The 13365-nt window shown below is 50.2% G+C and carries 9 protein-coding genes and 2 pseudogenes; 9 read left to right on the plus strand and 2 right to left on the minus strand.

All coding sequences use genetic code 11. The annotated features are described in order from the left end of the window. Together BLW33_RS08825 and bioD are read left to right on the plus strand one after the other, a co-directional pair. A pseudogene (locus BLW33_RS08825) lies at window positions 1–278 on the plus strand (IS1634 family transposase); the annotation flags it as partial. 52 nt (window positions 279–330) lie between these two features. After that, window positions 331–666, plus strand: a pseudogene (bioD, locus tag BLW33_RS08830) (ATP-dependent dethiobiotin synthetase BioD); the annotation flags it as partial. A 55-nt stretch (window positions 667–721) separates the two neighbouring features. On the opposite strand, the gene BLW33_RS08835 reads toward bioD, so the two are convergent. After that, the gene (locus BLW33_RS08835; RefSeq protein ID WP_090307946.1) at window positions 722–2380 is read right to left on the minus strand and encodes an FAD-dependent oxidoreductase; all 1659 of its coding nucleotides are present in this window, start codon (window positions 2378–2380) and stop codon (window positions 722–724) included. A 99-nt stretch (window positions 2381–2479) separates the two neighbouring features. Between BLW33_RS08835 and BLW33_RS08840 the strand changes: the two genes are divergently transcribed. Further along, the gene (locus tag BLW33_RS08840; RefSeq protein WP_090307770.1) at window positions 2480–3160 is read left to right on the plus strand and encodes a Crp/Fnr family transcriptional regulator; all 681 of its coding nucleotides are present in this window, start codon (window positions 2480–2482) and stop codon (window positions 3158–3160) included. A gap of 107 nt (window positions 3161–3267) precedes the next feature. Continuing rightward, window positions 3268–4617, plus strand: coding sequence for a C-GCAxxG-C-C family (seleno)protein (locus BLW33_RS08845; RefSeq protein WP_090307773.1), 1350 nt, complete (start codon window positions 3268–3270; stop codon window positions 4615–4617). 306 nt (window positions 4618–4923) lie between these two features. Here BLW33_RS08845 and BLW33_RS08850 read toward each other — a convergent pair whose 3' ends face one another. Continuing rightward, complete coding sequence (locus BLW33_RS08850; protein ID WP_242911635.1) at window positions 4924–5511, minus strand: ComEA family DNA-binding protein; 588 nt, start codon at window positions 5509–5511, stop codon at window positions 4924–4926. Between the two features lie 136 nt (window positions 5512–5647). Here BLW33_RS08850 and BLW33_RS08855 point away from each other — a divergent pair, with 136 nt between their 5' ends. From BLW33_RS08855 to BLW33_RS08875, 5 genes are all read left to right on the plus strand, one after another. Continuing rightward, window positions 5648–6046: an RrF2 family transcriptional regulator gene (locus BLW33_RS08855; protein WP_090307775.1), complete on the plus strand. Its 399-nt coding sequence runs from the start codon at window positions 5648–5650 to the stop codon at window positions 6044–6046. 46 nt (window positions 6047–6092) lie between these two features. Continuing rightward, on the plus strand, window positions 6093–7997 hold the full coding sequence (locus tag BLW33_RS08860) for an acyl-CoA dehydrogenase family protein (protein ID WP_090307778.1): 1905 nt from the start codon (window positions 6093–6095) through the stop codon (window positions 7995–7997). 39 nt (window positions 7998–8036) lie between these two features. Beyond that, complete coding sequence (locus tag BLW33_RS08865) at window positions 8037–9242, plus strand: FprA family A-type flavoprotein (RefSeq protein WP_090307780.1); 1206 nt, start codon at window positions 8037–8039, stop codon at window positions 9240–9242. Between the two features lie 500 nt (window positions 9243–9742). Next, window positions 9743–11587: a tyrosine decarboxylase gene (gene tdc, locus BLW33_RS08870; RefSeq protein WP_090307782.1), complete on the plus strand. Its 1845-nt coding sequence runs from the start codon at window positions 9743–9745 to the stop codon at window positions 11585–11587. A 75-nt stretch (window positions 11588–11662) separates the two neighbouring features. After that, window positions 11663–13195, plus strand: a complete 1533-nt coding sequence (locus BLW33_RS08875; RefSeq protein WP_090307784.1) for an amino acid permease — start codon at window positions 11663–11665, stop codon at window positions 13193–13195. Window positions 13196–13365: the final 170 nt, after the last annotated feature.

Genomic DNA, 13365 nt, shown 5'->3' on the forward strand with positions numbered 1-13365 from the left:
ATATGCGCAGAGCCCTAACATCCTCAGAAAGCGCCCTGGAAGGGAAGCTGTTTGTTGAATTCATCGCACTCATCTTCCTCTCGTCCATCAAGAAAAGGATGGAAACGGCGGATCTCTTTTCAAAGTATACACTCCATGAAGTACTGGATGAGCTTGATGTCATCGAATGCTACCTCGAGCCCGGGAAAGCACCCGTGCAGGGCGAGGTTCTAAAGAAACAGGAAGAACTCTATCGCTCCCTCGGGGTCAGGCCGCTATTAGCTTCACCGCAGTGCTAAGGATGATGGCGGATACTCGTTAGGTGTTTCGGGAATGTAGGTTGTAGAGGGGGCCGGTGGACTGATTACGCCCCTGACCCAAGGCCCTGACCCACTTCTCCTAACGGATATGATCCTCACCCTGGGCTGCCCAGTCCTACTCGTCTCTGGCAGTGGCCTTGGGGCCATTAACCATACCATGCTTTCCATCCACCACGGGCAGGGCCTTGGGATTCCCATGGCGGGTGTGGTCCTTAATCGTTACGATTCCACCAATCCTATCCACGTCGATAATGCCCGGATGATCGAAGCACTCAGTGGCCTTCCGGTGTTGGCCCGAATCGAGACGAATGCCCAAGCCTGGCCAGATGATAAAAATCAGCTCAACACACTACTCAGTGCCCTTTAAGAAAAACACCAAGCCCTTTAGACGGTTGGCTTGGTGTTTTTTTTATCCGTGTTACTTACGCCTTCTTATAGGCTTTTTCAATGGCTGCATACAAGCGATAACCTCCGGCCAAATGACTGCATTCGTAGCCATTTCCCATCAGGATACGGCAGGCAATATAGCTGCGAAGCCCAGACTGACAATGGAGGTACACCGGCTTATCCTTTGGGATTTCGTCCAACCGGTTTCGCAGGCAGTCCAGAGGAATCTGAGTAAAGCCCGGAATCCGACCCCGGGCCACTTCGGCATCAGTGCGGACATCCAATAAGGTCGCACTGCCATCCCGGGGCAGACGCTCCACATCATCCCAGAAAAACTGATTGACCTTTCCAGTTACCAGGTTTTCCCCCACAAAGCCAACCATGTTGACCACATCCTTGGCCGATCCAAAGGGCGGGGCATAACAGAGCTCAAGCTCTGTTAAATCCGTGATCTTCCCCCCAAAGCGAATGGCCGTTGCCAGGACATCCATTCGTTTATCCACACCAGCATAACCCACAATCTGGGCGCCAATCATCCGCTCATCATCCTGACGCCAGAGCACTTTTACGGACATACTGGATGCCCCTGGGTAATAGCCCGCGTGATTGGGTGAGAAGGTATAGGCCTTATTGTACGCGATCCCCGCTGCCTGGGCCGCCTTTTCGGTTAAGCCCGTAACGGCCACGGTCATATCAAAGGCCTTAATCACAGCGGAGCCTTGGGTCCCGGTATAGACACTGCCAAGTCCGCACACATTATCAGCGGCAATGCGCCCCTGCTTATTGGCTGGGCCAGCCAATGGAATCATGGCTGGACTATCGGTGATAAAATTCTGGATTTCAACAGCGTCTCCCACTGCAAAAATATCCTGGGTATCGGTTTGCATCTGGGTATTGACGACGATGGCTCCCCGGGCATTGGTTTTGATCCCCGCATCCACCGCGATTTTTGTATCCGGGCGAACCCCAATGGCCAGAATAACCATATCCGCCATCAGCTCCCCATCTGAAAGTGTCACCTTTAAACCCCGGCCAGATTTTTCAATGGCGGTCACCCCATTACCGGTCCGAATATCCAGGCCCTTTTCTGCCAAATAGTTTTGCACATCTGCGGCCATATCGTAATCCAGGGGTGCAATGATATGATCGGCCATCTCTACAATGGTCACCGCTGTGCCCACATCCACCAGGTTTTCCGCCATTTCCACACCGATGGCACCACCTCCGACAACCACGGCGGTTTTAGGCTTCGTAGATTGAATATAAGTTTTAATCTTCAAGGTATCCGGAATATTACGCAGGGTAAAGATGCCCTCCAGGTCTGCTCCGGCAATGGGTGGGACAATGGGCTCTGCCCCCATGGAAAGAATGAGTTTGTCATAGCTTTCCGTATAAGTTTTATTATTCCCTCGATTAAGCACCGTCACACTGTGGGCTGCCGGGTCGATGGCGATGACTTCATTTTCCACCCGGACGTCCACATTAAACCGGGCGTTAAAGGAGCCCGGCGTCTGCAGGGTCAAAGCAGACCGATCACTGATGGTTCCCCCAATATAGTAGGGCAGGCCACAGTTGGCAAAAGAAATAAAGCATCCCTTTTCAAGCAATACAATTTCTGCCTGTTCATCCAAACGTCGTAGTCGGGCTGCTGCAGAAGCACCACCAGCGACGCCACCAACAATTACTGTTTTCATAATCACTCACCATTCCTTCCATCATCTGTTATAATATCTTATTGTAATCCAATTACTCGCTTTTTTAAACACCCTTAATTATTTGATCAGGAGAACGCCATGGAATTAACAGCCTTTGAACAACATTACGCCCCCATCCTTTCTTTTTGGCATCACCTCAACAAGGGGCAGCGTATCCTACTCAGCCATCATGCCCGGGAGGTCTCCTTTAAAGCCGGAGAAAACGTCCACGGCAACACCGGTGAATGTACCGGTGTCGTCATCCTTAAAAGCGGAAGCCTGCGGGCCTACATGCTGTCGGATAAAGGCCGGGAGATCACCCTTTACCGCCTGATTCCCGGAGAAATCTGTATGCTCTCAGCCTCCTGCGTCATCGAATCCATTACCTTCGATGTCTTCATCGATGCCGAGGTCCACAGCGAAGCCCTGCTTATCAATCCGGCCATCTTTGCCAGCCTCTCCAAGGAGAATGTCTATGTGGAAAATTTTTCCCTAAGCATTGCCACCGCCCGTTTTTCAGACGTGATGTGGGCCATGGAGCAAATTTTGTTTATGAGCTTTGATAAACGTCTAGCGATTTTCCTTCTGGATGAATACCGCAAGACTGGAGATACCACCATCCCCCTCACCCTCGACCAGGTCGCCCGCTACACCGGCTCTGCCCGGGAGGTGGTCTCCCGGATGATCAAGTATTTTGTAGCCGAGGGGATGGTCAGCCACAAACGCGGCCGGCTCACTCTACTGGATATCCCCAGCCTGACCGAACTAACCAGAGATTAGTTTGATTATACACCCATCCGACTCCATTATACCGTGATTTAATCACGTACATATTGATAAAAAATCGGTTATAATAAAAATAGATCATTCGTTAAAGGGGAATTTCTATGTTAAAAACTATTGCAAAAAAATTTTTTATTGATGAAAAAGCAAATTGCGCCGAAGCCGTCTATCGGGCTGCTGCCCAGTGCTACCATTTTACCACAGGTAAAGAGGATATCGCTATGGTCCGCGGCTTTGGCGGCGGTATGGGCTGTGGTAGTACCTGTGGTGCCCTGGCCGGTGCGTTATCTGCCCTGGGACGTCTTTACGACGGTGAAAAAACCACCCTCACCCAGACGGAGCTGAGCGCCAAACTTGTGGCTGCTTTTTCTGAAGTGACAGGGGATATCAATTGCTCGGTCCTCAAAGAAAAGTATTTTGAAGAAGGCCAACGCTGTTTAAAAACCGTGGAAATCGCCTGTGATGCCCTTGAAGCCGTTGCCGCCGAAAGTGGTTTTGGAGAAATAACCACCACAACCCTATCCGCCGAAGATATTAAAGCCGCCAAAGGGATGGGATTCCTTCACAATAAGGGCACCAATGCCTTTAACTGCCGGGTCATCACCCGCAATGGCAGAATCTCCAGTGTGGAAAACGCCTGTATCGCAGAAGCCGCCAAACGCTTTGGTAACGGCAATTTGGCCTTTACCACCAGACTGACCGTGGAAATCCAAGGCGTTCCCTTTGAAAACATTGAACCCATCCGGAAATTCCTGGCCACCGTCGGCCTGGAAACCGGAGGAACCGGCAGTAAGGTCCGGCCGGTGGTGGCCTGTAAGGGTACCACCTGTCAATATGGCCTGTGCGACACCTTTGATTTGTCAGAAAAACTCCATTATATTTTTTACAAGGGCTACCGTAATGTCAGCCTTCCCCATAAATTTAAAATCGCCGTGGGGGGGTGTCCCAATAATTGCGTCAAGCCTGACCTGAACGACATCGGCATCATTGGACAACGCCAACCCATTTTGGATGCCGATATCTGCCGGGGTTGTGGCAAATGTGCCGTGGAAAAGGGCTGCCCCATCGGTGCCAGCCAAGTGGTGGATGGCAAGCTTACCATTGACCGGGATATCTGTAATAATTGTGGCCGCTGTATTGCCATGTGTCCCTTTGAGGCCCTTTCCGGCCCAAGTAACGGCTTTAAGATTGTCATTGGCGGCCGTTGGGGTAAGAAAATAGCCATTGGTCAAGCCCTGAACCATCTCTTCACCACTGAGGAAGAGGTCATTGCCACCGTGGAAAAGGCCATCCTCCTCTTTAGAGAGCAGGGCGTCCCCGGAGAACGTTTCTCCGACACCATCACCCGCATCGGTTTTGAACAGGTTGAAGCCCAGCTCCTGGCCGATGACCTCCTGGCCCGGAAGGATGCCATCATCAATGAAATGAATGTGGTGGGTGGCGCTACCTGCTAAACCCTTTGGGAAGAGTTTGGGGGGCGGTAGCGTAAGCACTCTATAAGGTGCGGGGAGGTGGACATATGCTTTCACTTCGTCTGCTTGCGGATTCGGACATGGAGTGTCCAAAAATTCCCAGGGTGTCCGTAGATTGTATACCAGGCACTGCGACCTTGAGGCGAACAGGCGCAGCCTGTACGACGAGCGGGAACATGACTGTTATACAATCTGCGAACAGCCGTCCCATTACCACTACGTCCAGCGGACAAACGCCCCTCACCTTCACCCTGACGCAACGGCTCCCCCGCCTGTTGCGTTCTTTTTTTACAACGTAATCCCGTCTTTAATCTGTTCAAAGAGCTTATCCCCAATACGGTTGACGTTTTTTAGCTCCTCTAAATTAGTGAAGGGACCATTTTTCGTCCGATAGTCAATAATATTCTGGGCCAACACCTCCCCAATGCCACTTAAGGTCATCAGCGTTGTCTTATCCGCTGTATTGATATTCACCAAACCGCTGGCCGCGGTGCTGGCGACATCTTCCCCCCCGGCATTGACCTTCGGAATGGTAATCTTTGCCGCATCCTCAACAACCGCAGCTAAATTCAGGGCATCGCCATCCGCCTCCGGGGACAATCCCCCCGCCGCTTCAACGGCATCGATCACCCGGGAGCCGCCGTCTAAGGTATACACCCCCGGATTATTAACCGCCCCAGCCACGTGGACCAGGACCTTAGTGTTTGCGGTCTCCTGGACGGTGGAGGCGTTTCCTCCCGTTTCCATCGGGGTTAGCAGCGCATCCCGCTTCTGTTGTTGGCGCACAATCCCCCAGGTTACAATTCCCAGGAGAACGGCCCCAATGGCCAATCCATATCCCCATTTTTTACCATCGATTTTCCACTTTCCTTCCATCCGGTGTCGCCTCCCCATTCTATTTCCCATTTAAAGACATTGTAACATGTAATTAAAATGTTTTCAAATGCCCTTGACATTTCCATCACAACGTTTTATACTGGACTAAAAGAATCCAGTTTTACGAGAGGATCCAATGTTTATAACCAGAGAAATAGATTACGGTTTTCGTGTTGTTCGGGCGTTGCACCGAAAAGGTCAGTGTACTGCTGCCGAGATTAGTGAACTTGAGGGCGTTCCCACTGCCTTTGCTTACAAGATTTTGAAAAAACTCCAAAATGTAGAGATTGTTGAAATCATTCGCGGTAAATCCGGTGGCTACCATCTCAGGCAAAGCCCCGATACCTTAACGCTCTACGATATCGTAAAGGCCATCGGTGATGAAAACACCATCACCGCATGCCTGACTCCTGGCTATGTGTGTACATCCAATGAGAAAGGAAGGTGCCATGTCCACAGTGAGCTGCTTCGCATTCAAGCCGTACTAGAAGCTGAGCTTAAACGCAAAACACTTACAGAGGTATTCAACAGCTAATTCAAAATTCCCTTTTGGCAGAAAATTTCATAGGAGGTAGATTATTATGTTGTACAAAACCACAGACAACCACGAGGCCCTACGGACCAAGATTCGAGAATTCGCAGAAGCTGAAGTTAAACCCATCGCCTTCATGCTGGATCAAAACAACGAATTCCCGGATGAAGCCGTAGCCAAGCTGGGAGAAATGGGAATCATGGGGCTGCCCTATCCCAAAAAGTACGGTGGTGCTGGCCAAGATATTTTAAGTTATGCCATCGCCGTAGAAGAACTCTCTCGAGTAGATGGTGGAACTGGGGTAATCCTCTCTGCCCACGTATCCCTGGGCTCCTGGCCAATCTTTGCCTACGGAACTGAAGAACAGAAGAAAAAATACTTAGTTCCCCTGGCTAAGGGTGAAAAAATTGGCGCCTTCGGCCTAACTGAGACTAATGCCGGCAGCGACGCGGGTGAAACAGAAACCACTGCCGTCCTCCAAGGCGATCACTACTTACTCAATGGTGGAAAAATCTTTATTACCAATGCCGATAAAGCCGATACCTACGTCGTCTTTGCCGTCACCACCCCAGACATTGGTGTACGGGGTATCAGCGCTTTTATTGTCGAAAAGGGCTGGGAGGGCTTTACCTTTGGGGATCACTATGACAAAATGGGAATCCGTTCCTCCTCCACCGCAGAATTGCTCTTTAACGATGTGAAGGTCCCTGTGGAAAACCTCCTGGGCAAAGAAGGCCAGGGCTTTAAAATTGCCATGTCCACCCTGGATGGTGGGCGGATTGGCATCGCCTCCCAGGCCCTGGGTATCGCCCAAGGTGCCTATGAGCACGCCCTGGAATACGCCAAAGAACGGGAACAATTTGGCAAGCCCATCGGTGCCCAGCAGGTGATTAGCTTCAAGCTGGCTGACATGGCCACCAAGCTGCGCTGTGCCCGGTTCCTGATCTACAGTGCTGCTGAACTGAAGGAAGCCCATGAGTCCTATGGTATGGAAGCCGCCATGGCCAAGCAATACGCTTCAGATGTTTGCCTGGAAATCGTCAACGATGCCCTCCAGATTTTCGGAGGCACCGGCTACTTAAAGGGAATGGAAGTGGAACGGGCTTACCGGGATGCTAAAATTACCACTATTTATGAAGGTACCAATGAAATCCAGCGTGTGGTCATCGCGTCTCACCTTCTGGGTAAGATCACCAAGGATACGGCTCCCCGGACTGGAAAGAAGGGCCCCATCACCGGGGTTCGTAAAAAAATGATTCTCAAGGATGGCACTGCCCAGGAACGGGTGGCATCGGTTGTGGAATCCCTAAAAAAAGACGGCTATGATTTCACAGTGGGCATCCCCATGGATACCCCCATCCCCATGGCAGAACGGGTGGTCAGTGCCGGAAAAGGCATCGGTGCCAAGGAAAACATGAAGCTGGTGGAAGACTTAGCTACCGCTGCAGGCGCTGCCATTGGCTCCTCCCGGCCGGTGGCTGAAACCCTGCGCTATCTTCCCCTGGATCGCTATGTCGGGATGTCCGGACAAAAGTTCAAGGGCAATCTCTACATTGCCTGCGGTATTTCCGGGGCCGGCCAACACCTGAAGGGCATCAAGGATGCCTCTACCATTGTCGCCATCAATAACAACCCCAATGCCCCCATCTTTAAAAATGCCGATTACGGCATCGTCGGGGACGTAGAGGAAATCCTGCCACTCCTCTCTGCAGCCCTGGATACTGGGGAAGCCAAGAAACCCGCACCGCCCATGGTCAAGATTAAACGAGCCACCCCGAAAAAGCAGCCCCCAGCCTGGAAGCTTTACGTCTGTAACGGCTGCGGCTACGAATATGATGCCGGTGCCGGGGATCCCGAAGCCGATGTGGCACCAGGTACCCTTTTTGAAAAACTCCCCGACGAATGGATCTGCCCGGAATGCGGCGAAGCAAAAGATCAGTTTGTCGAAGTATAATGGCGTTATCAGGAAATCTCACAAATAGGAGGCATTGAAATGTATTGTGTAAGAAAAGTAACAGATGATTTGTATTGGGTTGGCGCCAGCGACCGTCGTTTGGCTTTGTTTGAAAATATCCATCCCATTCCCCGGGGCGTCTCCTACAACGCCTATGTACTGCTGGATGAAAAAACCGTTCTCTACGATACTGCAGACTGGTCTGTGGGGCGGCAGTTTTTAGAAAATGTTGAATATGTTTTAAATGGACGACCCCTTGATTATCTAGTCATCAACCATATGGAACCTGATCACGCCGCATCCATCGAAGAAATTCTGCTCCGTTTCCCTGAAGTGACAATTATTACCACCGAAAAAGCGGCGATGTTTATGCATCAATTTGGCTTTTCCATCAACGACCATCTGGATGAGGTGTCCGAAGGGGATACCCGCTGCTTCGGCAAGCATACCGTCACTTTTGTGGCCGCCCCTATGGTCCACTGGCCGGAAGCCATGGTCACCTTTGATGTGACCGATGGCATCCTCTTTGCTGCCGATGCCTTTGGATCTTTCTGTGCCCTGGATGGCAAACTCTTTAACGATGAAGTGAATTACGACCGGGACTGGATTGATGAAGCCCGCCGTTACTACACCAATATCGTTGGAAAATATGGCCCCTTCGTGCAAAAACTCCTGGCCAAGGCGGGTACCATCGATATTAAGATGATCTGCCCCCTCCACGGCCTGGTTTGGCGCAGTGATTTAGGCTATATCATTGAAAAATATGATAAATGGAGCCGCTATGAACCTGAAGAAAAGGGTGTTGTTGTGGCCTATGCGTCCATGTACGGCAATACGGAGGCAGCGGCGAATATCATTGCACAAAAGCTGGTGGAACGGGGTGTGACCAATGTGGTGGTTTATGATGTTTCCAACACCCATAAGTCCTATTTGATTTCCGAGGTGTTTAAATACAGCCACCTGGTACTGGCCTCGGTGACCTATAATTTAGGAATCTTCCCACCCATGCATGAATTTCTTATGGATATGAAGGCCCTGAATCTGCAGAAACGGACCGTTGGCATTATTGAAAATGGCTCCTGGGCCTGTAAATCCGGGACTCTGATGTCCGAATACCTGGACGCCATGAAGGAAATGACCATTCTGGATGATACCGTCACCCTGACCTCTTCCCTGAACGATATGGTGCTCCCGGAAATGGATACCCTGGCCGATGCCATTGTGGAAAGCATGAAGGGGGAATGATTGTAGAGCGGCAGGTAGTGGGGCGGTAGCGTGAGCTCTCGGCAAGGGGCGGGCAGGGGGACATATACCGTTTGTTCCGTCCACTTGCGAATTCGGACAGGGTGTGTTACCGAAAGTGCAAGCACTTTCGAACACATGCCTGTCCGCCTCGATGTGGACTTACACAAAGGATATGTCCCCCTGCCCTTTGGTTCGTAAGTACCGCCGCGGTAGTTACTTTAATTCCCCGTTCGTCCCAGAATCCTCGGACAGCCGCCCCCCTGCCACAACCTTCAGCGGACGAACTTCCTTCCCCCTCTCCCCGAGGGGGTTTTTTTATTGCCTTCATTTAAGAAAGCCTTATGTCAAAAGCCCCCATTTGTGCATTATCTGCCCCATTTTGTCATTCCAATTTTTTGCTTCTTTCTCTTAAGAATCGAGAACTATACTGACCTCAACCTAAGGAGCCAGATCCACCCTATTGGATTCCTTAAGGAATAGAAACAATGGAGGTTACTACTTTGAAACACGTCGATGTAAAAGCACTTTTTATTGGTGATAAATCAGAAAACGGCAATTATTACAAAGAACAGATGGAAAAACTCATGGATGCCCACCTGGGCTGGCGACAGGATTATATGCCCGCAGATATGCCTGCCATCAGCGATGAAGACAAGCGCGACCCAAACTTTATTGCAACCATCGAAAAAACGACAGAGGTTTTAGATGATCTGAACCAACGGATGCGCTCTGGCTCCATTCCCTGGAACAGTGCCGGTCGGTATTGGGGGCAGATGAATGCGGAAACACTGATGCCTTCCCTCATTGCCTACAATTATGCCATGCTTTGGAACGGTAACAATGTCGCCCTGGAATCCTCCATGGCAACCTCCCAGATGGAAGCCGAAGTGGGTGAGGATTTTGTCAATCTTTTTAGCTATACCGATGGCTGGGGACATATCACCCATGATGGCTCCATCGCCAACCTCGAAGGCATCTGGTATGCCCGCTGCTTTAAATCCATTCCCCTTGCCATGAAGGATGTGTATCCTGAAAAGGTTGCCGGTAAATCGGATTGGGAGCTTCTCAATCTAAGCGTGGAAGAAATACTGGAAATGGTGGGCGCCCTGAGCTCCGATGAAATGGATGCGGTTAAGGCAGCTTCTTCCCGGAGTGGTAAGCATATTTCTGATCTTGGGAAATGGATTGTTCCGGAAACCAAGCACTATTCCTGGGAAAAGGCTGTGGATATCTCCGGGGTTGGACTCGATCAGATGGTGGCCATTCCCGTAAAAAGCAATTATCGTATGGATGTCGATGCTTTGGAAAAAACCATTCGGGAACTGGCCGCTGAAAAGACCCCCATACTCGGAATCGTGGCCGTCGTAGGGACCACAGAAGAAGGCGCCGTGGACCACGTGGACCAAATCGTCGCACTCCGGGATCGCCTTAAGAATGAAGGGATTTATTTCTATCTCCATGTAGATGCCGCCTACGGTGGCTATGGCCGGGCCCTCTTCCTCGATGCGGACGGCCAATATGTGGACTACGATAACATGGATGCCCTATTTAAAGAATACGACACCTTCCATTATCCCATTGAAATTTCAGAGGATGTCTACAATGGCTATAAGGCCATCCAGTTTGCAGAATCCATTACAGTGGACCCCCATAAAATGGGATATGTCCCCTATGCTGCCGGCGGGATTGTCATTAAGCATAAGGACATGCGCAACATCATTTCCTATTTTGCCCCCTATGTCTTTGAAAAATCCACTGTGAAAGCCCCGGATATGTTAGGTGCCTTTATCCTTGGAGGATCCAAGGCCGGTGCCACAGCCGCTGCAGTCTGGACTGCCCATCGGGTGCTCGACCTCAATATTACCGGATATGGACAACTCATTGCTGCCTCCATTGAAGCCGCCCACCGTTTCCGTGCCTTCCTGGAAAATCTGACCTTCACTATCGACGGCCATACCATTGAAGTATACCCTTTGAACCATCCGGATTTCAATATGGTGGATTGGGTGTTTAAAGAAAAGGGCTGCACCGATTTAACCGCCATTAACGCCTTCAATGAAAAAATGTTTGATTATTCTTCCTACATGGAAGGCGATGTCTATGCCAATCATTTCATCTCCTCCCATACGACCTTCAGCCAGGATTCCTATGGGGACAGCCCTCTGGAATTTGTAGAAGGTATGGGGATCTCCGCCGATGAATGGCAAAAAGTCAAAGAGGTCACCCTGATGCGTGCCGCCATTATGACCCCCTATTTGAATGATGAAAAATTATTTGATTTCTATTCCCAGGCTATCGAAAAGGCCATGGGGAAAAAGCTGACAGAAATCTATCGTTCGAAGTAATTGCCACCACAGATCTGCTTGTCGCTCATTATCCGATCGTCGGTTTCTTACAATTAATAGAAAGAGGTGTTTTTCATGGGTAACACTAAAAATTCAACACAAGGGTTGACCTTATCCAAGGTCAGTACCTTCACCTTTATCGGCATGACATGCGCCTTGGTTGCAAGCGTCAGGAATATTCCTGACGTTGCGGCCACGGGCTGGACCATGTTCTTTTATATGATCGTTGGGGCACTCCTCTTTGGTTTGCCCATCGCCCTGATTTCCGGGGAATACGCTGGAATGTATCCCTCCGCCGCTGGCGGTCCGGAGCTCTGGACCACTAAGGCCCGGGGCAAGAAATGGGGGTTTGTCACCTCCTGGCTTTTATGGGTCCAAATGTTCCCGGGGATGGTGATGGTCGCCTCGGTTTTAGCCCCAATGTTGTGTGTGGGGATTAACCAGCCCGCCCTTGGTGAAAATAATATCTTTACCCTGGTCATGATTCTAGGGGTTTACTGGGCCGTGACCCTTCTGAATCTAAAATTCGATATGGCCAAGATCGGCGGGAAATGGGGAATCTGGTTTATGCTCTATATTCCAATCATCATTATCTTTTTACTGGGTGCCGCCGCCTTGTTTAAAACCGGAATCGATCCCCATAACCTCCTCGGCCACTTTGAAGCGTCATCCCTCGTTCCCTGGGGTAATAAAGGCGCCATCGAAAGCCTTCAGTATTTTGGTCCCATTATCTTTATCTTCACAGGGATTGAAATGTCCTCGGTTTATATCAAGCGTCTTGAAAAGCCCGTTAAGCAATATATCTCCGGTGTCTTTGCCGCTTTAGCCATTATGTTCATTGCCAATACCTTTAGTGCCCTGATTGTCGCCAATGTGGTAAATACTGGCAATATTGACTTAAACAACGTGGCCCAGCCCGTGGTTTTCTTCTGTCAGATCCTTGGCTTACCCACCTGGATCGGCAATATCTTCGGTCTATTCGTGTTTGTCGGTGTCATGGTACAGCTCTCGGCATGGATTACTGGTCCCTCAAAGACCATCACCCAGGCTGCCCGTCGTGGCCTGTATCCACCAAAATTCGAATTCTGGAAAAACAATAAAATGGATGTCGCCCCAACAGTGCTTCTCACCCAGGCGACGATTATCTCCATATTTGCCCTAGTCTTCCTATTAATTCCTGGTGTCAACAGTGCTTTCCTGACCCTGGTCAATGCCACCACCATCATCTATTGCTTTGTCTATATCATCATGGCGGTGGGAATTATCCGCCTCCGGAAGACCCAGCCTGATCTGGCCCGCCCCTTCCGCATTGGTAAAAAGGGCGATGGGCTACTGAAGGCCATTGCCATTATCCTCATGGCCATCATCGTTATTTCCTGCTTCTACTCGGTGTATTTCAGCTCCTTAGTCAGCGCAATTCTCACCGTTGTGGTGGCCTTCGCCTTCTTGATTATTCCCCTGTTCATCTTTAAAAAGAGTAATCCTTCCTGGGCGAGCAAGGTTCAGGAACTCATGAAGGATGAACCCCACAATATTCCGGAGGAATCAGAAGTGGATATTAAAAATGGAACGGCTGCCACAGTGGGTCCCACTACTCCCTCAAAATAGATAGGCTGGTTTTCCAGCTAAAAAGTATTTATAAAACAGAGGCAGAGCGCAAATGCCCTCTGCCTCTGTTTGTCATATTTTACCCCAACAGGGTATGATTTCCACCTTGTGACAGGCGTATCCCCATGATAGAATGGACAAAAACATCATCGGGGACCACCCCCGCAACG

The organism is Eubacterium aggregans, from assembly GCF_900107815.1.
GTDB lineage: Bacteria > Bacillota > Clostridia > Eubacteriales > Eubacteriaceae > Eubacterium_O > Eubacterium_O aggregans.

What these genes read in the sequence shown, in the direction of transcription:
- BLW33_RS08840 (WP_090307770.1), top strand. Translation starts at nt 2,480, where the DNA reads ATGGAATTAACAGCCTTTGAACAACATTACGCCCCCATCCTTTCTTTT.
- BLW33_RS08860 (WP_090307778.1), top strand. Translation starts at nt 6,093, where the DNA reads ATGTTGTACAAAACCACAGACAACCACGAGGCCCTACGGACCAAGATT.
- BLW33_RS08835 (WP_090307946.1), bottom strand. Translation starts at nt 2,380, where the DNA reads ATGAAAACAGTAATTGTTGGTGGCGTCGCTGGTGGTGCTTCTGCAGCA.
- BLW33_RS08865 (WP_090307780.1), top strand. Translation starts at nt 8,037, where the DNA reads ATGTATTGTGTAAGAAAAGTAACAGATGATTTGTATTGGGTTGGCGCC.
- BLW33_RS08875 (WP_090307784.1), top strand. Translation starts at nt 11,663, where the DNA reads ATGGGTAACACTAAAAATTCAACACAAGGGTTGACCTTATCCAAGGTC.
- BLW33_RS08845 (WP_090307773.1), top strand. Translation starts at nt 3,268, where the DNA reads ATGTTAAAAACTATTGCAAAAAAATTTTTTATTGATGAAAAAGCAAAT.
- BLW33_RS08855 (WP_090307775.1), top strand. Translation starts at nt 5,648, where the DNA reads ATGTTTATAACCAGAGAAATAGATTACGGTTTTCGTGTTGTTCGGGCG.
- BLW33_RS08850 (WP_242911635.1), bottom strand. Translation starts at nt 5,511, where the DNA reads ATGGAAGGAAAGTGGAAAATCGATGGTAAAAAATGGGGATATGGATTG.